Source organism: Natronomonas sp. (assembly GCF_047616845.1).
GTDB lineage: Archaea > Halobacteriota > Halobacteria > Halobacteriales > Haloarculaceae > Natronomonas.
In genome coordinates this window covers 1-18,539 of sequence record NZ_JBLGBY010000045.1, presented here as the reverse complement: position 1 = coordinate 18,539, position 18,539 = coordinate 1, and the positions used below count along the sequence as shown (strand labels likewise).

Genomic DNA, 18,539 nt, shown 5'->3' with positions numbered 1-18,539 from the left:
TGAGGGGATGGCAAACGCTGGTGACGAGGATGACTCCGACGACGAGCACGAGGTCGTCGAGGTCGAGATACTCAATCATGAGCAGGGCGAGGTCGTTGGGACGATAGATACGGACGGGAACCTCGACACGCAGAGCGAGGCGCTCAGAAACGTCTCGCGGGAGTATATCGAGGAGGGCATCCCAGTACTCGTCCCCACGACCTACGAGAACGAGGACGGTGAGACGGTTCATTCCGACGCGGAGATAATGGTCGAGCCGGGAGCCACGGGATTCGTGCGAGCATTCGTTGACGAATTACCGAGTCCGTTCGACTGTGACACGGATGTTCTCCGTGAACTGCCCGTATTTGAACCTGAGTGACCCGTATCGTTTTGAGAGTGTGCTGTCAATCCCTCTGTCATGGTCGAACTGATATATCACAACCCGGTGGACCGAAGCGGCATATCGCCGTTCGATAGGGTTATCCGCGACATTACCGAGGACGAGGAGGTGTTAATCGCCTGTCCGTATATCGCCCCTGAGTACCTCGAAGACGTAACCGACCAAACGGACGATTGGTTCCTTCTCACGGATGTAGGGGACTGGTTGAGCATACACGGTCGTAGGAATCGAGAGGTGATTCACGAGTTCCTGGTCAAGAAGCGCGACCGTGTCCGTCATGTTGAGGACATACACGCGAAGGTCGTTATTGGGGACGACCGTGCGTTAGTTGGGTCGGCAAACTTCACGACGAAGGGACTCACTGACCGCACGGAGATGTCGGTATTACTTGACGAAGAGGATACCATCGAAGAACTCACCGAGTGGTTCGAGACGGTATGGTCGATATACAATCCCCCGGAGACAGAACGAGTACAGGAGTACATCGAAACGACATCGTCAACACCGAGCCCCGCACAGACCAGTTCGAGCGTCACGTTTTCATCAGGGGAATCGCCGGGTAAAGCATCACTCGTAACATCAACGAGTAGTGACGTGGTTGTGGACGATGAACATGAGGACAGCCACACAAAACTCGTAGAGAGAGTCAGTAACGCACCCGGACCCGACTGGATTGACTCGTATTTCGACCTCCTCAACGATTTGATTTCGGTGACCGGTCTTTCGGACGACGACCCTCGGTTAGTCACGTCTCTACCTCAAGACAGCAGAATCCCGGTGAGCATCAATAATCGGTATGTGTTGGTCGCCATGCGTCGAGCAGGTTCCGAAGGTAGAGGAGAGTACCGGGGTGATTATAACGAACGTGTGCAGGAGCACAATCGGTGGGCGACGACGGGATTCATCCTCGGTTCAGACACAAATAATATTGACGAACTCGTTGAATTGGCGGATTATCACTTCCCATTTGACCCGTTATCAGGCGAAGATGAGACCGACACGCCGCACTACGTCGAATATATCGGTCCTCCCGACAGGATGGTTACCCGCGGGTTCAAACAGGCGTGGTTAGATGCTGCGACCCGAGAAGTCGATAGAGCGACCAGTTCACCGTACAAACGGCATCACGAGTCGGTTGTTTACGAAGCGGCACGCAATCAGGAGTACCGCGAGAAAGTCATCCGCGAGGCGTTCGAGTAGGATTGAGGAACGGTCAGGCGTCTTCGAGATACCCCCGACGCTGTTCCATCTTCACCTGTTCGGACCGCTTGTCGTAGTGTTTGTCCAGCACGTCCATCCCCACGTTCATTCGGTCACTCACGACCTTTTCGGGCACGTCCTCGGACAAGTGGTGCGTGATGGACCCGCGACGGATGTCGTGAGGACTCACGTTCGAGGGGCACTTACTGTAGTGCCCGTAGTTCGTCGCCTCACACTCGTCGGGGTCACGACCGACAGGGCAACCACCGCCGTAGAAGCACGGACGAGTGACGAAATACACCGCGTCCCGAATTGACGACGCCTGCATCCGACCGTTCTCCGTCGTCAGCATCGGTTCACGCCCGTAGTCGTCGGTCACGTCGTGACGGTTGTGGTCCATCCAGTCATCGATGACACGACACGTCTCCGCGGTCAACGCGACCAGACGTTCCCCCTCCTCGCCGTTCTTCAGGGGCGTACCCATATCGGGACGGTGTCCGAGGAGGAGTGATTTGTTTTCGCCGTCGTAGTCGTCAACGTCGAGTGACCGTAGTGCCCCGAGACGCATCCCCGTCTGCCAGAGGATTTCGAGGATGACGTGCGGACGAGAGGCGTACTTGAAGCGCCGCAGGTACGAGAGGAGTTCGTTGGCGTCGTCACCGTTGAGGATACCGTTCGCCTGTTCGTCGTGCTTTTTCAGGACGGGCATCACAATCTTGTCGTGCAGGCCTTCGGGGACGGCATCGATGGATTCGCACCACCGAATGAACACGCGAAGGGCGTCGAGGTTGCCTTCCAGCGTGATGGGTTTCAGGTCCCCGTCGTCACGTCGCCACGTCTTGAACTGTTGCAACTTCCGTCCGGTGAGGTCGTTCATGTCGTCGAGGCCTTCGACGTTCTTACACCACCGGATGAAGTGTTTGAGACGGTAGTGATACCCGTCGAGGGTCGATTGGGATACTTCGTGTTTCCGGGCGTTGAGGTACATCTCCTTCGCCTCAGCGGGCGAGATGGGTTCGAGCGTTTCGTTCATGGTTGAGTCCGAAACGCAGGCAGAGACGCGGAATCGTCGCGTGTTCGAGCTGTCCCCGGTCCCCGCGAGCGCAGCGAGCGGGGAAGCGAGACGCCAGTCTCGCGTTTTTCAAATCGGGGAGGCGGCATTTTCCTGCGAACGAAGTGAGCAGTGAAAACGCTCCGACCCGATTTGAGCCTGGAAGTCGCAGCCCCGGAACGGCCGACCACTGGGAGGCCGCACGCCCGGAACGTCTTCCTCCGTTCAAATCGGGGAGGCGGCATTAGACTCAGAGTTCACATGCCTGCTAGCATGGCGTGCGTGCAGCGGGTGTCGGGAAGCCACTCGATCTTGGATACCGCTCTCGGCCCTCCGATTCTCCGATTCCGTCAACTGGCATCACCGAGCCGGTCGGCGAGCGCATCCATCATCTCCCATAGGAGCCCGGATACCGAGCGTGCGTCGAACGAAACTGGTTCGTAGGTGTACTCGTCGTCCGTGTCGTTCCGCTGCTGATAGTGAAGCAAGCCGTCGACGTGCGGATTCGGTTCACAGTGGAATCCACAGTCGAAACCATCCGGTTCGCTGTAATGGAGAGTATAGTACGCCCGAATCGGCGTTCGCTTCCACGCGTCGGTCCCACGATCAGACGCTTCGGGCCCAGGTGCCGCGTTCGGAATCCACGTCACCCGGAGCGACGCTGTCTCGGCTGGGCAGCCGAACCACGGCGGGCCGAGTGTCGCTCGCAGTTCTCGATACGCATCCGGTGGTTCTCCCTCGACAGATCGAACGGCAGGGTGTCGCGCCAGTTCGCCGCGCAACTCACGGAGAATGCGGTGTCGATCCCGGCCCGGATCAGCCGTCATACTGTGATTGACGACGGGTCGGATGTCCAGGTGTCGTAGTTCTCGATTGCGTCCCGCACGAGTGAGAGCCGGTACCTGGCCAGTTCCCAATCGCTTGCGGCCTGTACGAGTTCGTGCGCATGTTCGGCAGAGACATCGACTTCGGCCGCTCGTTCACGCAAGGCCTCCGGGGAATCAGCGTCGTACTCGGCTTCCCACGCCGCAATGTCGTCTTTCAATCCGGCGGCCTGCTCCGAAAGTTCGCGTTTCGTCGTCTCTTGGAGTAACTCCCGGACATCTCGGAGCTGCGTGTACAACGGATCCGGATAGTAGTGTCGGCCCCCGTCTTTCTCAGTCGCTGTCACCACACCGAGATCGATGAGCCGGTGCAGGTGGTTCCGGGCCGTATTCGGGGAGACGGCAGCTTCCGTAGCGATCCACGACGCTGGCCGCGGCTCCGAGAGCGTCATCGTGACCGATTTAACTCGGTCGAACGCCGACGCGTGTTCCTTCCACGTCTCGACCCACTCGGACTCGTCGGACGAGTTCTCGGGCGGCATACTCGACAGTACCCGTTCGCGCGTAATATTTCTATCCCCCCGCAAATTATTGCGACATCCGAGTGTGGCGCATCGGTCACAGCGAGAAGCGATCTGTTGGCTCGCTCATCGTTCTTCGTATCGGTCTTCGAGGTCATCGAGCGCACGCCAGAACTGCTCGTCGTTGATCCGGGGCTCTGCCGTTGCCCGCGCTTCCAGTACGCCGGCGTCGGTGTCGAACTTCTCGGGGCTCGGATCAGTCGCCAAGACACAGTCGGCGTAGCCATCGAGTGCCCGCTGCATGATCCGTGCGTAGTGGTCGTAGGCCCCGTCGATCCAATTGTACTTCTCGTCTACCTCTTCGAACACTGCCCGGTAGATGGTCGCAGCCGCCAGATACCGGTCGCGGTCACGGTACTGCTCGGCGATCTCAAAAAACCGTGAAAAGTCGATGGCCTCGAACACGGTCGGGTCGGCCTGTTGCTCGAACAGTTGCGCGATCTCCTCGCGGTACTCGTCGACCGATTTGTGGTCGTCGCCAAAGCGTGCGAGAAACTGCTCGCGCAACTCTGTGTGCTCTGCGAGTGCGTCACGGACGAACTCACGCAAGTCGTCGGCCGACACGTCATCGAGGACTGCCTCGACACGCTCGCTCTCGTCCTGTGGCGGATCGGCCGCAATATCCAGTAGCACTGCGACGACGTGTTTGCAGTCGCCACTCCCGTCGTACGGACAGGTACACCGTGTGTCGATGCTACGGCCACCGAATTCGACGGTCACGTCGTACAAATTCGATCCGCTGACGGCCGCGGTAACGAGGTCGCCGAACCGGTCGAGTAGCTGAATCCGTCCCTCATCGCGGTAGTTTGTCCCGCGTTCGAACACTGCGTCGGTGCTCCGATTCCGGATCGTCTTCTTGTCGATGTTCATGTCTCATCTTTCGACGCGGGAGTGAAATTTGATTTGGATGTCGAACTGTCGCTCTGTCGGTTCGGGTCAGCCAGTGCCATCGTGAGCGTCACCGCGAGGCGTTTGTCGAGGTGTTCGTTCGCCCGGCCACAGTGGGGTGACTGGATACAGGCCGGACAGCCATCCGAACAGCCACAGTCAGCGAGTAGTTCCCAGGTGTGCTGGAGGAGTTCCTCGATGTAGTCGTATCCGTTCCGGGCCAGTCCGAGACCACCGCGGTAGCCGTTGTAGATGAACAGCGCGCTCGTCTCCGTCTGTGGATGATCCGTCGTCGAGGCGCTCCCCACGTCACGCCGGTCACAGAGAATGACGAGTGGGAACGTGGCAACGAGGGCGTGCTGGGCGGCGTCGAGCCCGCCCTCGAACGACCCGGACATCGTCTGCATGAGTCCTTCGAGCCCCGGTGGGAGTGTCAGGTACAGCGCGCGCGTCGAAAGCGTCGTCTCGGGTAGATCGAGTGACTGAACCCCCGTAGGTTCCTCCCTGATGATGGTAGATGGCACCGGGATGGACGTCTCTGAGAGCGGCGTCGAGCGGTAGTTCTCCGAGGCTGTCCGACTGATTATCCCGAACTCGAAGGGTGACAGTACGTTCGGTAATGATCCGGAGCCCTCGTTCGTACGGATTCACTGTCCGCCCGCTGGCTGTTCGTCGCCATTCGAGGCCACGGGCCGTCTGCCGTCGGGTCAGCGCCCCTTCTCCGTGAGCGAACTGACGATCCCGGGAAACGTCGGGCCGAAATACGTCTCGTCGTCGGTCGTGATCGGCTGTTCCACAGCGGCGGCGTGGGCGTGCAGTCGCAGCAGATGCGGGTTCGTCGGATCCGCGACGGCGCGTTCGGGTGTCCCCTCGAAGAGTTCGTTCGGATGGTTGATGACGTACTGGTCGAGCTGATCCTCGCTGGCATCCTCCTCGACGAGCCGAAACGAGTCCGCAGATTGCCCGGTAACTGTCGCCGCGTGTTCCCGTGGATTGCCGATCGTCCCGGAACAGCACACGAACTGGAGTTCCGTCTCGAATCGGTCACAGAGCCGCGCGAGCCGACGGAGGACGAGACCGACGTGACTCCCGAAGACGCCGCGATATTCGTGATCCTCGTCGACGACGACCAGTTCGAGGCCCTCAAAAAACGCTCGCCAGAGGTCATCCGCGTGAGTGAGCAGGCCACAGTGGAGCATGTCGGGTGTCGTCAATACGATAGACTGGTCGTCGTCGCGGGCTCGCTGACGCTCGCTTTCGGCGTCGCCAGCACGACGTTTCGTCCGTCGCGTACCGCTTCGATAGCGTTGATCTGGTGTGCGTAGAGTTGGTCAATACCCCGGTCAGCCAACTGCGCAGTGAGCGCTGGCTCCATCTCACACGGTCGCGTTTCGGGACGGCGAGCGGATATCGTCCGCTGGAACTGTATCTGGTCACGATAATACTCGCGGTTCCGTATCCAGTCGACGAACTCATCCACTGTAGGCAGAGATGCGGAAGATTGCATATAGGCATACGGCTCTCCCGTTGTCCCTATCAGCGAACGACTCCCCACCTGAACCTTTTATTCGATAGGGCCGTATCGGTATCCATGCCGTTCAGCGTTAGCTGGCACACGTTGCTCGACGAACTCGACGATCTGTCCGAGGGTGCCGAACTCATCACACCGCTCTCTCACGACCGGTTCCGCATCACGGACGTCCAGGAGCACCGTGTCGTCGTCAGGTTCACCGAGACGGGGAACCAGCGGCCGCTGCAGCGCGACCAGTTCGAGACGCTCTACCGCCGGATACGGGAAGCCGACAGCGGGTTCGACCTCGACCGCCTACCGCCAGACGCCGATTCGTATCCCGCAGTACTGAGTCTCCACCCCCGTTTCGAAATCGACGAACAGACGGGAACCATCACCGAGAAAGACAGCGAAACCGCGACGCAACTGGTGAACGACGACACGGAGACGGACGAAAGCGAGCGCGCCGAACCTGATGAAGTGGACGTTTATTCGGACGCGTTACTTCTCGTCGACGCGCTCGAACGTCACGACGTATCCGATCTTTCCGAACTGGAGACTGACGCGCTCGTGAATCTCTACACGTTGTGCTCGGACGTCCAGCGAAACGCCAACGAATTCCGACAGGACGTCGCTGACGTGTTGCTCGACAGACTGCATCACGACCAACCAGTCCACGGCCAGTACGGGTCCGTCCAGCGCACGTCACGCCGCAACCGCTCGCTCAAAGACGACGAGGAGGTACTGGCTGCGTTGGAGGACGAAGGGATCGACCGGGAACGTGTGACGAGCGTCGATTCGAGCAAGGTCGACGAGGCACTAGAGGTGATGGAGCTCTCGGAGCCAGCCGTCTACGAGATCGACGAGAGTGAGTACGTCCGGAAAGCCGAGGTCGACGAGGACGTCAAAGAGTCGCGTCTTCAGGGGCTGAAAGACCGCCTGGCAGCGAGCGAAGAGGAGGAGACCGGCGATCTACGACGAGAAATCGAAGAACTCGAAGACCGTATCGACGACCTCACGAGTTTCAGTACCGGATCACAGTTGCAGAGCTGAATCGATCCATTTTCTGATGCTTGATGGTTATAAATCAGTTCAAATGCTGGGAGGCGGCATATACTCCCACTTTTTACTGCGTCGGGTTTCCTCGCGAGCCTTCGGCTCGCTGCGGGAACCGCTCTCTGCTCACGGCATCGCCGTTCGCTTCCGCGGTTCTCGCTCCCGTGGTCGCTCCGAACTCACCAAAATCCGGAACTACTCAATCACAGAGGCATCGGTATCGAATCCAATGGGTCGTCCCTGCTCCCACTCGACAGCGAGGATCGCGTCTCGAAGCGAGCCGAGTCTGCGCTCGACGACATCCAGCGGATGCGAGTCGATGAACTGCGCGGGCTTGTGAGCAACGGCCGTCGCACTGTCGTTCACCTGCAGATGAACTGCCCCGAGGTCATCGTGCGTATCGTCCTGATGCCAGCCCACCAGTAGACTACGCTCTGGCTCGATCCAGTTGAACCAGTAGTACTCGTGCGGCTTCCCAGTCTGCAGTCGAAACCCGATCTCGACCCGCGCACTCGTCACCGGGTGCGTTTCGTCACCGAGGAACTGGCGTGGGTCTACCGCAGCGACGACACGGTACGGGCCGGATTCACGCGGTTCAGCACGCCGTCGTCGAACGTTATCGAACTCACCGCTGAGCCGGTTCTGGATGCGGTCGTGGAGCCGCTTGCTCTGCAAGTTCGCCCGGTTAGCGAGGAAGACACCCATCAGGCGAGTGTCGAGGGAGAGTCAGTCCGCGGCGACGAGAGCTCGACGACATCATCATACAGTTGCAGGGCGTGCTTCACGAGCCCGAGTTCCATGTTGATCGCCTCCCACGTGGCGATCACATTGCGACGCTCACGGAGCTCTTCTGCCGAGAGTTCCTCGTCAGCGAGTTGTTCCCGGAACTCATCGAGTGAACTGACGTCGTACTCCGTAGCCAGTTCTTCCTGATCCTCCTTTAGCTCCGTGAGCTGATTCTCCAGTTCGTCGCGCGAATGTGCCTCGATCAGGTTGGTTACTTCGTCGAAGAGCATCCGTACGGGATTCAGATCGTACGCTTTCGTCCCGTCGACGGTCGTCTCGGTGACCCAGTCGTCGCTCTTCAGTCGCTGGAGTTCATCGTCGGCTGTCGCGCGCGAGACGTCGGCCCGGTCTGCGATCTCCTGTATCGGCGTTGGTTCGTCCAGCAGCTCGACGACGTGCCGGACGCGCTCACGCCCGCTCGTGGTCTCCCTCCACGACCGCTGATCCGATTCGGTCATCTGTACTGGCTCTTGAACCTGCTAGTTCAAATAATTTTGCGCAGATTAAATATATGAACAGCATCGAGCGCGACGTGGCAGAGCATCAGGCCCACGTCCCGCCGACGTTGCTGCGGGCGTACAGGGCGTAGGCGACCACGACATAGCCGACGACAGCGACCCCGACGCCGACGTTGGTAATCCGGATGGCCTGTCCCAGCGAGAGGAGCACGACGACTCGCAACGACCAGAGCGCAACGAGCCCCGATAGCTGGCCGATTGCGAGAAGCCCTCCACCGACAGAGAGCGCGTAGAACGGCCGGCGGTGCTCGACCGGCTCGGGAATCGGATTCTGATGGCCGACGTACGCATACACTGCGGCGATGACGACGAGCTGAAACAGGACGGCACCGAAACCGAGGCGGACGAAACCGGGAACCATCACGATGTTCGATGCCGGGCGGCGTCTTCAAATAAGGTACCGATACGGCTGCGTTATCCAGTGTTTGCCGATCCATCCGGAACGATTTCGAGCGTCGCCGTCGGGAGTTCGCCGCCTTCTTCGCTCGCGTTCAGTTCGATGTCGACGTCGTGCTCCCCGGCAGATGGTGTCGGTAGCGCGTCGATAGTGATCGTGAGTTCGTCGCCAGCGTCGAGTTCCTGCGCCTCCTTGAGCGTCACCAGAAGCTGGTTCGACCCCGGCAGGACGTTCGAGATGGATGCCCCGAACGTGTCGCCATCGGTGCGTTCGATGTGTGCCCGGGCGTCGGCCGCGGAGATGCTCGGGAACGAGATCTCGTCGGTGTCGATTTCGATGACCAGGTCTTCGATGTGGTCGACGGCCGATTCGGGACGTATCGTCACGCTGTACATCGCTACCGTTCCGGGATACGGCGGGGTCGCTTCGACGCTGACGACCTCGAGTTCGGTTTCACGGCCGACGAACAGGAATGCCGCCATGCCGACCAGACCGACAAGCGGCAGTCCGACGCCGAGCGCCGCAAGCATCGGCAGAAATGACCCGCTTTCCGTCGTGGCGGGCGAATCGGTCTGTGTCGCTGCGGCAGCACCCGTTGCGTTCCCCTCCGTCGGCGTTGGGCTCTGGGTTGCTGTCGGCGAACGCGTTGGCGTTGCCGGCGCTGTTTCGGTCGCCGTTGCGGTTCCGCCCGTCGAAGATGTCGGTGTCGGCGTCGACGTCGCAGCCACGGCTGGGGCCGGTGTGGGCGTGGCTGTCGGAGTCGGCGTGGGCGTTGCTGTCGCGGTGGGTGTCGGAGTCGGTGTTGGTGTCGCAGTTGGCGTCGGGCTTGGTGTGGGCGTGGGAGTTGGTGTCAGAGTCGGTGTGGGCGTCGCACTCTGAATCGTCAGCGTCGCGGTCGCCTGTTCGTTCGCGCTGCTGGGATTGATGGCGAGCGTGACGGTGTAGTCGCCGTCGGAACTGGGATTCGTCGCGCCCTCGAACACCAGCACGATCTCGTCGCCGCTGGCGAGGTCGTAGTTCCCACCGAACGTGAGTTCGAGACGGCTGCCACCGTCCGAGATGCTGACGGAACCCAAATCATCGCTCGCATCCACGTCGATGTGGTCGCCGGAGTCATCGCCACTCTTGTCGATGCCGATGGTGTCGATATCGGATCGGGAGACGCCGGTGACATCGGTCTCCTGGTAGTCGATGGCAAAGCCCGACAGCGACGAACCGGCCGTGTTCCCATCGACCGTGGCCATCGCCGTGTGATTCGCCGTCGCCCCGGGTGTGTTCGGGTCGGCAGCGATAGAGCCGTTAGTAGCCGCGGTAGCCGGCATACTGGCGGCTATCGGAAGGGCTCCCACCACCACGACAAGGAGTATAACGCGGAGTAGCATCCCACTAGGCTGTGGGGTACGATACCACGCATAATAATGTTGTTCCTAATTTACATATCTAGAACTGAACGACGGCTGTGAGGCGCTCGGTCAATCCAGCTTCGCGGCGTCGACGACCGGGCCGACTTCTTCCCACTCGTCCTCGTACAGCGAGCGTTTCTCGAGCCGGATCGGGCCCCCCGGCTGTGGGCCAGTCGTGAGTTCGACGAGGAACTCTTCGTCGTCGTTGCGACCCTCGGCGTGGAAGCCGCGCTCTTCGTTTACCCCCACCTCGTCGAGATACGCTTCGAGCGTTTCGCCGCCCTCAAGCGTCAGTTCCCAGGGGCCGCCGCCCATCTTCCCGATAGTGATCGCCAGCTCATCGAAATCGGACATGGAATAGAGTTGATGCTCAACTAACAAAAAACCGGGTGGCTGGGGAAGACACGTGGTGTCACGAGCCAAGACCTAAATGCTCGCTCGTCCTTTCCGGGAACATGGAAACGTCCGAACAGCCCACGTTCGAAAACGAGGCCGCCGAGGAGGTGTATCGCTTCGTCGAGCGGCACGGTACCGCGGCCCGCCACCGGGTGCGCGAGGTGACATCGCTGCCACCCGACGAGTTCCGGGAGGCGCTCGACCGGCTGGAGTCGCGGGGATATCTGGAGGACGAGGGCGGGACGCTGCAGGTCGCCCTCGATGTCGGGTCGGTCGAATCGTACTCCACCGACGACCTCGAGTACACCATCCGGCCGGCGAAACAGACGGATTTCGAGGGGCTCGTCGACACGATTCGGGACGTCACCGCCGAGGAAACTTACGTCGTCGCCGAATCCATCGCCGAGCAACTGCTCTACGAAGACACCGTCAACCGTCACAACTCCGTCGAATCGCGCGTGTTCTTCGTCGCGACGGTGGACGGCGACGTCGTCGGCTGGTCGCATCTCGACCTCCCGCAGCTCGATAAACTCCAGAGCACCGCCCAGTTGACCGTCGGTGTCAAAGGCGAGTATCAGGGCAACGGCATCGGCTCGAAGCTGACGGAGCGAGCGCTTGATTGGGCTGAAGCCAACGGCTACCGGAAGGTGTACAACAGCGTGCCGACGACCAACGACGAGGCCATCGCGTTCCTCGAAGAGCGGGGCTGGGAGACCGAGGGCATCCGCAAGGAACACTACACAATCGGCGACGAGCACGTCGACGAGGTCATGCTGGCCTACACGTTCTGACGACGGCCTTTTTCAACACGCCTTCAGTACAGGGTGAAACACCTATACGAAATCCGTGTCAATAAGTGACGAGCCATGAATATCGATAACACGAAACACCTGCAACTCGACCGCGAGAGTCGCGGCACGCGGTATTACCGCAACGCCGTCGAACGACACTGGGATCCGCTTGATATCGACCTTGATGAAGACCGGGAAGCCGTCACCGACTTCCTTCGCGATGTCGACCAACAGGAGACGTATTTCGATGGGATGCGGATGGGCATCGCCCGGTTCGGTGCCGGCGAGCAGGCGGTCACGGAAGACCTCGCACCGCTTGCGACGGCGCTGGACGACATCGACGACCAGATGTTCATCACGACGCAGATCTACGAGGAGGCCAAACACACCGACCACTTCGACCGCTACTGGCGGGAGGTCATCAACCCGGTCGAGGAAGAACTCGGTCTCGAACGCTCCTCACCGACCGACGACAAGTGGTTCAACGACGCCTACGACGACCTCTTCAAGCGCAACGAGGCGGCCATGCACCGCCTGCTCGATGACCCCTCACCCGAAACCTTCGCGCGAGCGTACTGTCATTATCATCTCGTCATCGAGGGCATCCTCGCACAGACCGGCTACTACGGGATGCAGCAGTCCTACTCGAAGAGCGATTACCCTGAACTGCCGCATCTTCCCGGCCTCTATGAGGGCTTCACGAAGATTCGCCAGGACGAGGGCCGCCACGTCGGCTTCGGCATGGCGAAACTCAAAGAGCTAGTCACCGAAGAGGGAGTCGACCCCTCCATTCTGGACGAGACGGTGAACGAACTTCTGCCGCTCGTCAACGCCATCGCCGCCAATCCGGATGACCAGTTCACCGAGGATGTCGGCCCCCAGCCGGCGGAACTCCAGGCGTTCGCAAGCGAGAAGCACCTCGACCGGATGGAGCAGATCAAAGACGCTGCCGAGGAGGTGCCCGACCTCGACTCGCTCACGGAACTGGAAGGCGTCGGCGACTAATACCGGCCGGCGGCGTCGAGAACCCCGGCCGTCTGGCCGAGACCGACCACCGCAAGCGCCGCCACCGTCGCGGGCTGTTCTGCTATCGGCGCGACGATGCCAGCGGGGTAGACGAGAGCCCCGACGACACAGAGCGTACCGCCTCCATAGTAGACGATTTTCGCTTCCGTGACCCACTGGCCCGTATACAGCAGGCCGACCGCGGGCAGCAGCATCCAGCCGAACAGCGCGATGGCGTGTAGCACCGCCGCGCCCGTCTCGAGACGGAAGCCAATCGCACCGAGCGCCGCGGCGACGAACCCCACGGCGATGACGTTCCACCACACGCGCAGGACGCCCTCGCGCATGTCCGCCCATGCGGTGACGGCGAACGCCGCAAGCAGGACGCTCATCACGATATGAGCGATGAAGAGCGTCCGCACCCTGACGGCGCCGAGATGGGTCGCCGCCACGAACGTCCACGCGAGTGGGATGAGCAGTACGGGCCCGGTTTCGCGAGCGCTCCGGAACACGGCGGCCCGTCGGACGGCGCCCCCTTAAGTCACTCCTCGCCGACGAACACCGTTTTCAGCCGTGTACCGCAGTTCGGGCAGCAGAGCGTCTGCCAGTTCGTCGGGTCGAGGTCGCCCATCGTCTCCGTGCGAATGGCGTCCTCGTGAGCGACTTCGAGGTCGCAGGTGTCACACACGTACGTCTCCGAGCCGGTCATGGGCGCGGCTACGAACGCAACCGCCTAACTCTATGGTGCCGGCCAGCGCCGTCACAGACGCCATGCGCCGTGTTAGGCGCTGTCGCACAAAAGTTATCAACCCAGCCCCGTTTTTGTTAGAAGAGATGGCAACTGGAACTGTTGATTTCTTCAACGACACGGGCGGTTACGGCTTTATCGAAACTGAGGACGCGGACGAGGACGTTTTCTTCCACATGGAGGACGTTGGCGGCCCCGACCTCGAAGAGGGTCAGGAAGTCGAATTCGACATCGAGGAAGCGGACAAAGGTCCGCGCGCGACGAACCTCACCCGGCTGTAACACGAACTACTACCGACGTTTTTTGGACGCTACACCGACCAGCGACAGCGCTGTGTCGCGTCGCGACTCTCACGCTCTCGTTCCGGCGTGCCCAGCTCGTGCCACGGGCGGATCGAGTGAACCCCGTACTCTGCTTCGAGGCGGCGGGGCGTCTCGTTTTCCTCGGCGCCGAGTACGGAGATGCCGACGATGTCGGCGCCCGCTTGCTCCAGCAGCTCGAGCGCCGTCGTCACCTGTGAGGCTGTCTCCATCCAGTCGTCGACGAGCACGACACGACAGCCGTCCGGCACCATCCGCACGTCGAGTTCGAGCGTCTTCTCCTCACCCGTGTAATCGACGAGCGAGTCGCTGATACGATAGGCCTCGTCGATGGGGAGTTTGCCGCCTTTCCGCACCGAAATCAGCCCGGCGTCGAGTTCGCGGGCCATCACGGCGCCGGGAACGAACCCAAGCGCGTCGATACCGGCGATGTGGTCGACGTCGTCGGGGTCGTACGGCGCCGTAATCTCGTCGAGAAAGGCGTGAAACGCCTCGCGGTCGGCAAAGAGGGCCGGAACGTTGTATCGGTACTCCGAGCTGGAGAGTAGTTCCCGATACTTCGACCACTCCATCGGCTCCCTCACTCGCTCGTTCGCCCGCTTGCGTTCTCGATGACGAGTTCCCACCCATCGATGCCACGGTCGGGGTCGGCCGCGGAGAACAGGTCGGGATACCACGCGTTCCGTTCGAGCACCGTCGAGAGGTCGTCCCACTCGTGTTCGTCGACGGGCCGGAGTTCGCCGTCGAGTACGACGCTCGTCCACTCGTGTTCGGAGTCGACATCGTAGACGACGAAACTGGCGCTGTCGGTCGCTTCCGCGTACGCCTCCTTTCGGCTCTCGGCGCCGGGTTTGAGGAAGACGAAGAAGAGCCGTTCGGCCTCGCCGTCGTAGCCGTACGAGATCGGGAGTCCGTAGGCGTCGTCACCGTCCGCGAGCGCTAACACGCCGACGCCGCTGGCTTCGAGGAACGCGTCACGCTCGGCGTTCGAGAGCGTCTCACCGTGCAGGTCGTCGAGTTCATCCGTCGGCATGCCAGAACTGTTCGGGCGCCTGACGTATAAGCGTGGGCTGCCGCCGAACCTGATGCTGCTCTAACACTTATTGCGGTGCCCCGAGTAGGTCGGTAGTACGATGCTCGTGGCATTCAATTTCGATGGCTCGCTCGCGGAATCGGACGGCTACGCGCTCCTCGGCGAGGAAGCCGGCGTCGCCGACGAGATGACAGCCATCTCCGAACAGGCGCGTGCCGGCGAACTCACGCTAGCCGAGAGCCTCGAACAGCGGGCCGACCGGCTTGAGGGGCTGCCAGAAATCGAGATGAAGGCAGCGTTCGACCGGGTCGCCCTACGGCCCGGCGCGGGCGACCTCGTCGCCGACCTCCAGGCCAACGACAATTACGTCGCGGTCATCTCCACGGCACCGGAGCGGGCCGTCGAGTTGGCCTTCGACCAGGCGGGCGTCGACATCGACACCGTCGCTGCGCCGTGGCTCACCATCGAGAACAACGCGCTCACGGGCGATATCACGGGCCGGCTGCTGGATGAGACGAAAGGCGAGATGCTCGGCTCGGTCGCGACCCAGACCGAAATCGGCCTCGACGAGACGCTTGCGGTCGGGTCGGACGCCAACGACCGCTCCATGCTGGAAGCCGCTGCCGACGGCGTCTGTTTCGACCCGGCAGCCGGCATCGAACAGCACTGTGAGACGACCGTCACGACCGTCGAGCGGCTGCGCGACCAGTTCGCAGAGCGGAACCTGATTTAGGGCTCGAGCCGGACGACGCGGTCGTCGCGTTCGGTCGGGAACTCCCCGGCGGTGCGTCCGTCCCGGTTCGACGTAAGTAGATACAGCGCGCCCTCCGGCCCCTGTTCGACGTGGCGCAACCGTCCGTACTCGCCGTCGTATAGTTCGTGGACGGTCGCCGTGTAGCGGTCGTCCAGCCAGTCGGCATCGTAGCGCGTCCCGCCCTCGGGGCCGTCGCCGTCTCGCGTGAGCGTTATCGCGTACAGTGTCTGTGAGCGCAGGCCAGCCACGAACAGCCGATTTCGCCACGCTGGAATCGCATCGTCGGTGTAGAACTCGACGCCGGAGGGCGCCCACGTTCCCGCCGACCCCGTGTTGACGAGCGGCGGCGTGAACCGCTCGTAGTCGGTGTACGATTCGTACTGGACGTCGCCGGGGCCGCCGCGGGCGACGCTCCACCCGTAGTTCGCGCCAGGTCGCAGCGCCGACACCTCATCGTGTGAGAGCGGTCCGTGTTCGGCGATGAGCGGTTCGCCATCCGGCGTGAACGCGATGCCCTGTGGATTCCGATGGCCGACCGTGTACAGAAGCGGGTCGCTTTCGCCGCTAAACTCGGGATTGTCGGGTGCTGGGTTGCCATCGAGCGTGGTTCGGAGCACGGCCCCGCCACGCGAAGTCGCGTCCTGGGCGATTTCGGCGCCGGCCTCTGCATCGCCCGTGAGTATCCACAGAGACCCCTCCGGCCCGATGGTGATGCGGCCGCCGTTGTGGTATTTCGACGCCGGGATGTCGTCGACGAGAGGCGACAGCTCGTCGGCATCGATATCGTACCGGACGACCCGGTTCCGGAGGTCGTTGTCGGCCGTGTAGTAGAGGAAGATGACTCGCTTTTCGGGATACGACGGGTGGGCGGTGACGCCGAGCGTGCCGCCCTCGCCGGGCCCGGTGCGGTCGGGGAGGTCGGTCGCCCGGAGCACCGTCGCCGCGTCATCAGGCGAGAGGCCCTCTCCCGTCGCGAGCGTCTCGGTGTCGAATCGCAGGATACCGCCCGTCCGCTCCGTCAGGAAGGCGTCCGACCCCGCGAACGTGACATCCCACGGAACGGAGAGGTTCTGGACGACCGTCGTTTCGGTGACATCGGCGTCGAGCGGTGAGCCGTCTTCCGGGTTCCACGTCGGCTCGGTCGGCCATGTCGCCGTTCCCTCGCCGGTCGGCTGGTCGGGCGACGAGCCGGCGAAACAGCCGGCGAATGTCGCGAAGCCGGCGGCGCCACTCGCAAGCAGCGCGCGCCGTGTCGGGCGGTGCATACGCCTGTTCGGGGTTCCAGCCACAAAGCAGTGGCCCGGTTCGGCGTCGGTCGCGACCACGGCCACGTATATACGGCGGGCCGCGGCAGACCGTGTACTCCGAGCGAGGAGGCCCTCGACGCGACTTCCACGCGCGAGACGGGCGTACCGGGCCGCAGCCATCGCCGAATGGTGTACGGGGTAGCGCTCTGTCCGGTCATGGCCGTCGTCGCAGAGCTACTGGCGTCCATCCGCGACCGCCGGTCACGCATCGAGCGAGCGATGTCGTTTTGTCACACCTGACTCGGCGTCAGTCGGCGACGTTCTCGACATCGTTGCCAGCCGCCATCGAGACCAGACATTCCTCGACGGTCTGAACGTGGCCATCCTTCAGCCGCGGATAGAGGCCTCGCAGTCGCCCCCCTCGACGGATAGCCAGACAGATGTCGGGCGGTGCGTGTGCGCCCGTTTCGTCTTCGAAGAACGGCACGATGGCCTCGCTTCCGACCGATTGACGGAACTCCTCGCAACGGTCGCCCACGATCGGTCTCTGCTCCTCCGTCTGCTCGGCAGTAGCGGCCCGCCAGGTGACGAACGTGGGGTTCGGTACAACGTCCGCATCCGCAAAGAGGGCGAGTCGTTCGCGAATGCGGCAGAGCCGACGGCGCGTCTTCGGCGACGGATTCGCTTCGGCGTAGACGGTCGGACGCCCTGTGACAACCGAACGGTCGGCCACCTTCACGATGGTCGGTTCATAGTCGGTGCCCGCCGCTCGCGTGTCGAGACCTCGGAGCATGGTTGAGGCTGGACGGACGGCCAAGAAAGCCGTTTCTAGGAGCCGAACGTGCCTGGATATCCCTGTCAATTTCGAGCCGTAGCGTTCCGATGGTCTCCGGAGGCATATGGAGCCGTCCGGACGGGAATTATCAGCGATGAAATACGACCGTTCCGACCAGTCGCACGATGACACCCGACGGAACGCGGAGTGCGGATCGTGATACTGACAGCGGCGGGACAGCCGACAGGACTGGGCCGGATGGCCGACCGCGGTTGGAACACCGAGTCGTCCACCGACCGGCCGGCCCGAACCGCTGTACCGTGTTCCCGCCCGGAATGACGGGTGTTCCGCGTATGTCGACGTGGCTGTCAGTCAACGCGGACTGCGTCGTCGCCCTCGAGGAGGTGCGATGACCGCGGCATCGATATCCCGCTATCGAGTGCTATGTTTCGGTACGTTGTCCTCTTAGCAGGGTTTAGGCCCGAACCGTCGAATCACCTTGGTGGGGGAGACCCACGACACGATGTTCCACGCCGAACGCGCCTGGGGAGTGACCGAACATTCAGCAATCGATGGCGCGGCCGCCGCAGGAGACCTGTCCCCGGCCATGACGGCCGCCGCGACCATCGACCCGCATCTCGTCGTCCTGCTGGCCCTGCTGACGTTCTGGGGAGTGTATGCCGCCCTCAGAATCCGTGACGCCATCGAGGCCGCCCTCCGGACAGGAATGCCCTGAGACAGGACAGGGCAACCCCTTCTTCTCGTCTGCGGATATACACGCTGCGCTGCCGAGAAACGCGACGAGCGGCGTCACGACGCCGGCGATGGCGACCGAGAGGCTCCGGAGTGACCTCACGCCCGAATACCATCATAG

General features: G+C 62.0%; 26 protein-coding genes. 8 read left to right on the top strand and 18 right to left on the bottom strand.

Annotated elements, in window-relative coordinates:
* Positions 1-361: hypothetical protein (locus ACI8UR_RS09535; protein WP_415087803.1), on the top strand; the 361-nt coding region annotated here is incomplete at its 5' end.
* 39 nt (positions 362-400) lie between these two features.
* Positions 401-1,582, top strand: coding sequence for a phospholipase D-like domain-containing protein (locus ACI8UR_RS09530; protein ID WP_415087802.1), 1,182 nt, complete (start codon positions 401-403; stop codon positions 1,580-1,582).
* A gap of 13 nt (positions 1,583-1,595) precedes the next feature.
* On the opposite strand, the gene ACI8UR_RS09525 is transcribed toward ACI8UR_RS09530, so the two are convergent.
* The 7 genes from ACI8UR_RS09525 to ACI8UR_RS09495 all read right to left on the bottom strand — a co-directional run bounded on the left by ACI8UR_RS09525 (position 1,596) and on the right by ACI8UR_RS09495 (position 6,406).
* Entirely contained in the window at positions 1,596-2,615 is a 1,020-nt protein-coding gene (locus ACI8UR_RS09525; RefSeq protein WP_415087800.1) for a tyrosine-type recombinase/integrase, read from the bottom strand.
* Positions 2,616-2,983: 368 nt separating this feature from the next.
* The gene (locus ACI8UR_RS09520) at positions 2,984-3,460 is read right to left on the bottom strand and encodes a hypothetical protein (RefSeq protein WP_411714278.1); all 477 of its coding nucleotides are present in this window, start codon (positions 3,458-3,460) and stop codon (positions 2,984-2,986) included.
* Positions 3,457-3,999 carry a winged helix-turn-helix domain-containing protein gene (locus ACI8UR_RS09515; protein WP_411714279.1) on the bottom strand — a complete coding sequence of 181 codons (543 nt, stop codon included), beginning with the start codon at positions 3,997-3,999 and terminating at the stop codon, positions 3,457-3,459. Before ACI8UR_RS09515 ends, ACI8UR_RS09520 begins: the two co-directional genes overlap by 4 nt.
* A 105-nt stretch (positions 4,000-4,104) precedes the next feature.
* Positions 4,105-4,908: an SWIM zinc finger family protein gene (locus tag ACI8UR_RS09510; RefSeq protein ID WP_411714280.1), complete on the bottom strand. Its 804-nt coding sequence runs from the start codon at positions 4,906-4,908 to the stop codon at positions 4,105-4,107.
* On the bottom strand, positions 4,905-5,450 hold the full coding sequence (locus ACI8UR_RS09505) for a Zn-binding domain-containing protein (protein ID WP_411714281.1): 546 nt from the start codon (positions 5,448-5,450) through the stop codon (positions 4,905-4,907). The genes ACI8UR_RS09510 and ACI8UR_RS09505 overlap by 4 nt, the downstream gene beginning before the upstream one ends.
* A 183-nt stretch (positions 5,451-5,633) precedes the next feature.
* Positions 5,634-6,140 (bottom strand): hypothetical protein, encoded by a 507-nt coding sequence (locus ACI8UR_RS09500; protein WP_411714282.1) that lies wholly within the window; start codon positions 6,138-6,140, stop codon positions 5,634-5,636.
* Positions 6,137-6,406: a hypothetical protein gene (locus ACI8UR_RS09495; protein ID WP_411714283.1), complete on the bottom strand. Its 270-nt coding sequence runs from the start codon at positions 6,404-6,406 to the stop codon at positions 6,137-6,139. Before ACI8UR_RS09495 ends, ACI8UR_RS09500 begins: the two co-directional genes overlap by 4 nt.
* 111 nt (positions 6,407-6,517) lie before the next feature.
* Between ACI8UR_RS09495 and ACI8UR_RS09490 the strand changes: the two genes are divergently transcribed.
* Positions 6,518-7,489 carry a hypothetical protein gene (locus ACI8UR_RS09490; protein WP_411714284.1) on the top strand — a complete coding sequence of 324 codons (972 nt, stop codon included), beginning with the start codon at positions 6,518-6,520 and terminating at the stop codon, positions 7,487-7,489.
* A gap of 198 nt (positions 7,490-7,687) precedes the next feature.
* On the opposite strand, the gene ACI8UR_RS09485 is transcribed toward ACI8UR_RS09490, so the two are convergent.
* The 5 genes from ACI8UR_RS09485 to ACI8UR_RS09465 all read right to left on the bottom strand — a co-directional run bounded on the left by ACI8UR_RS09485 (position 7,688) and on the right by ACI8UR_RS09465 (position 10,950).
* A complete protein-coding gene (locus ACI8UR_RS09485) occupies positions 7,688-8,197 on the bottom strand; it encodes a hypothetical protein (RefSeq protein ID WP_411714285.1) in 510 nt (169 codons plus the stop codon).
* Positions 8,197-8,736 (bottom strand): winged helix-turn-helix domain-containing protein, encoded by a 540-nt coding sequence (locus ACI8UR_RS09480; protein ID WP_411714286.1) that lies wholly within the window; start codon positions 8,734-8,736, stop codon positions 8,197-8,199. Before ACI8UR_RS09480 ends, ACI8UR_RS09485 begins: the two co-directional genes overlap by 1 nt.
* A gap of 85 nt (positions 8,737-8,821) precedes the next feature.
* Positions 8,822-9,157: a hypothetical protein gene (locus tag ACI8UR_RS09475; protein WP_411714287.1), complete on the bottom strand. Its 336-nt coding sequence runs from the start codon at positions 9,155-9,157 to the stop codon at positions 8,822-8,824.
* Positions 9,158-9,210: 53 nt separating this feature from the next.
* Entirely contained in the window at positions 9,211-10,437 is a 1,227-nt protein-coding gene (locus ACI8UR_RS09470) for a hypothetical protein (RefSeq protein WP_411714288.1), read from the bottom strand.
* A gap of 228 nt (positions 10,438-10,665) precedes the next feature.
* Positions 10,666-10,950 (bottom strand): hypothetical protein, encoded by a 285-nt coding sequence (locus tag ACI8UR_RS09465; protein WP_411714289.1) that lies wholly within the window; start codon positions 10,948-10,950, stop codon positions 10,666-10,668.
* A gap of 101 nt (positions 10,951-11,051) precedes the next feature.
* Between ACI8UR_RS09465 and ACI8UR_RS09460 the strand changes: the two genes are divergently transcribed.
* A complete protein-coding gene (locus ACI8UR_RS09460; protein ID WP_411714290.1) occupies positions 11,052-11,783 on the top strand; it encodes an N-acetyltransferase family protein in 732 nt (243 codons plus the stop codon).
* Between the two features lie 75 nt (positions 11,784-11,858).
* Positions 11,859-12,788, top strand: a complete 930-nt coding sequence (locus tag ACI8UR_RS09455; RefSeq protein WP_411714291.1) for a ribonucleotide-diphosphate reductase subunit beta — start codon at positions 11,859-11,861, stop codon at positions 12,786-12,788.
* On the opposite strand, the gene ACI8UR_RS09450 is transcribed toward ACI8UR_RS09455, so the two are convergent.
* The gene (locus ACI8UR_RS09450) at positions 12,785-13,300 is read right to left on the bottom strand and encodes a hypothetical protein (protein ID WP_411714292.1); all 516 of its coding nucleotides are present in this window, start codon (positions 13,298-13,300) and stop codon (positions 12,785-12,787) included. The two genes, ACI8UR_RS09455 and ACI8UR_RS09450, sit on opposite strands and share 4 nt — an antisense overlap.
* Positions 13,301-13,329: 29 nt before the next feature.
* Positions 13,330-13,497 carry a hypothetical protein gene (locus ACI8UR_RS09445; protein WP_411714293.1) on the bottom strand — a complete coding sequence of 56 codons (168 nt, stop codon included), beginning with the start codon at positions 13,495-13,497 and terminating at the stop codon, positions 13,330-13,332.
* A 125-nt stretch (positions 13,498-13,622) separates the two neighbouring features.
* Between ACI8UR_RS09445 and ACI8UR_RS09440 the strand changes: the two genes are divergently transcribed.
* Entirely contained in the window at positions 13,623-13,817 is a 195-nt protein-coding gene (locus ACI8UR_RS09440) for a cold-shock protein (protein ID WP_011324233.1), read from the top strand.
* Positions 13,818-13,846: 29 nt separating this feature from the next.
* Here the strand turns inward: ACI8UR_RS09440 and ACI8UR_RS09435 are convergent, their stop codons facing one another.
* Both ACI8UR_RS09435 and ACI8UR_RS09430 read right to left on the bottom strand, forming a co-directional pair.
* Positions 13,847-14,428 (bottom strand): phosphoribosyltransferase family protein, encoded by a 582-nt coding sequence (locus tag ACI8UR_RS09435; RefSeq protein ID WP_411714294.1) that lies wholly within the window; start codon positions 14,426-14,428, stop codon positions 13,847-13,849.
* An 8-nt stretch (positions 14,429-14,436) separates the two neighbouring features.
* Complete coding sequence (locus tag ACI8UR_RS09430; protein WP_411714295.1) at positions 14,437-14,889, bottom strand: pyridoxamine 5'-phosphate oxidase family protein; 453 nt, start codon at positions 14,887-14,889, stop codon at positions 14,437-14,439.
* 100 nt (positions 14,890-14,989) lie between these two features.
* Between ACI8UR_RS09430 and ACI8UR_RS09425 the strand changes: the two genes are divergently transcribed.
* The gene (locus ACI8UR_RS09425; protein WP_411714296.1) at positions 14,990-15,622 is read left to right on the top strand and encodes an HAD-IB family phosphatase; all 633 of its coding nucleotides are present in this window, start codon (positions 14,990-14,992) and stop codon (positions 15,620-15,622) included.
* Here the strand turns inward: ACI8UR_RS09425 and ACI8UR_RS09420 are convergent.
* Together ACI8UR_RS09420 and ACI8UR_RS09415 are read right to left on the bottom strand one after the other, a co-directional pair.
* On the bottom strand, positions 15,619-16,908 hold the full coding sequence (locus ACI8UR_RS09420) for a PQQ-dependent sugar dehydrogenase (RefSeq protein WP_411714297.1): 1,290 nt from the start codon (positions 16,906-16,908) through the stop codon (positions 15,619-15,621). The genes ACI8UR_RS09425 and ACI8UR_RS09420 overlap by 4 nt on opposite strands.
* A gap of 289 nt (positions 16,909-17,197) precedes the next feature.
* On the bottom strand, positions 17,198-17,683 hold the full coding sequence (locus ACI8UR_RS09415; RefSeq protein ID WP_411714298.1) for an HTH domain-containing protein: 486 nt from the start codon (positions 17,681-17,683) through the stop codon (positions 17,198-17,200).
* A 484-nt stretch (positions 17,684-18,167) separates the two neighbouring features.
* On the opposite strand from ACI8UR_RS09415, the gene ACI8UR_RS09410 reads away from it, so the two are divergent.
* Entirely contained in the window at positions 18,168-18,401 is a 234-nt protein-coding gene (locus ACI8UR_RS09410; RefSeq protein WP_411714300.1) for a hypothetical protein, read from the top strand.
* The last annotated feature ends 138 nt before the right edge of the window (positions 18,402-18,539 follow it).

What these genes read in the sequence shown, in the direction of transcription:
- ACI8UR_RS09530 (WP_415087802.1), top strand. Translation starts at nt 401, where the DNA reads ATGGTCGAACTGATATATCACAACCCGGTGGACCGAAGCGGCATATCG.
- ACI8UR_RS09525 (WP_415087800.1), bottom strand. Translation starts at nt 2,615, where the DNA reads ATGAACGAAACGCTCGAACCCATCTCGCCCGCTGAGGCGAAGGAGATG.
- ACI8UR_RS09520 (WP_411714278.1), bottom strand. Translation starts at nt 3,460, where the DNA reads ATGACGGCTGATCCGGGCCGGGATCGACACCGCATTCTCCGTGAGTTG.
- ACI8UR_RS09515 (WP_411714279.1), bottom strand. Translation starts at nt 3,999, where the DNA reads ATGCCGCCCGAGAACTCGTCCGACGAGTCCGAGTGGGTCGAGACGTGG.
- ACI8UR_RS09510 (WP_411714280.1), bottom strand. Translation starts at nt 4,908, where the DNA reads ATGAACATCGACAAGAAGACGATCCGGAATCGGAGCACCGACGCAGTG.
- ACI8UR_RS09490 (WP_411714284.1), top strand. Translation starts at nt 6,518, where the DNA reads ATGCCGTTCAGCGTTAGCTGGCACACGTTGCTCGACGAACTCGACGAT.
- ACI8UR_RS09485 (WP_411714285.1), bottom strand. Translation starts at nt 8,197, where the DNA reads ATGGGTGTCTTCCTCGCTAACCGGGCGAACTTGCAGAGCAAGCGGCTC.
- ACI8UR_RS09480 (WP_411714286.1), bottom strand. Translation starts at nt 8,736, where the DNA reads ATGACCGAATCGGATCAGCGGTCGTGGAGGGAGACCACGAGCGGGCGT.
- ACI8UR_RS09475 (WP_411714287.1), bottom strand. Translation starts at nt 9,157, where the DNA reads ATGGTTCCCGGTTTCGTCCGCCTCGGTTTCGGTGCCGTCCTGTTTCAG.
- ACI8UR_RS09470 (WP_411714288.1), bottom strand. Translation starts at nt 10,437, where the DNA reads ATGGCCACGGTCGATGGGAACACGGCCGGTTCGTCGCTGTCGGGCTTT.
- ACI8UR_RS09465 (WP_411714289.1), bottom strand. Translation starts at nt 10,950, where the DNA reads ATGTCCGATTTCGATGAGCTGGCGATCACTATCGGGAAGATGGGCGGC.
- ACI8UR_RS09460 (WP_411714290.1), top strand. Translation starts at nt 11,052, where the DNA reads ATGGAAACGTCCGAACAGCCCACGTTCGAAAACGAGGCCGCCGAGGAG.
- ACI8UR_RS09455 (WP_411714291.1), top strand. Translation starts at nt 11,859, where the DNA reads ATGAATATCGATAACACGAAACACCTGCAACTCGACCGCGAGAGTCGC.
- ACI8UR_RS09445 (WP_411714293.1), bottom strand. Translation starts at nt 13,497, where the DNA reads ATGACCGGCTCGGAGACGTACGTGTGTGACACCTGCGACCTCGAAGTC.
- ACI8UR_RS09440 (WP_011324233.1), top strand. Translation starts at nt 13,623, where the DNA reads ATGGCAACTGGAACTGTTGATTTCTTCAACGACACGGGCGGTTACGGC.
- ACI8UR_RS09435 (WP_411714294.1), bottom strand. Translation starts at nt 14,428, where the DNA reads ATGGAGTGGTCGAAGTATCGGGAACTACTCTCCAGCTCGGAGTACCGA.
- ACI8UR_RS09430 (WP_411714295.1), bottom strand. Translation starts at nt 14,889, where the DNA reads ATGCCGACGGATGAACTCGACGACCTGCACGGTGAGACGCTCTCGAAC.
- ACI8UR_RS09425 (WP_411714296.1), top strand. Translation starts at nt 14,990, where the DNA reads ATGCTCGTGGCATTCAATTTCGATGGCTCGCTCGCGGAATCGGACGGC.
- ACI8UR_RS09420 (WP_411714297.1), bottom strand. Translation starts at nt 16,908, where the DNA reads ATGCACCGCCCGACACGGCGCGCGCTGCTTGCGAGTGGCGCCGCCGGC.
- ACI8UR_RS09415 (WP_411714298.1), bottom strand. Translation starts at nt 17,683, where the DNA reads ATGCTCCGAGGTCTCGACACGCGAGCGGCGGGCACCGACTATGAACCG.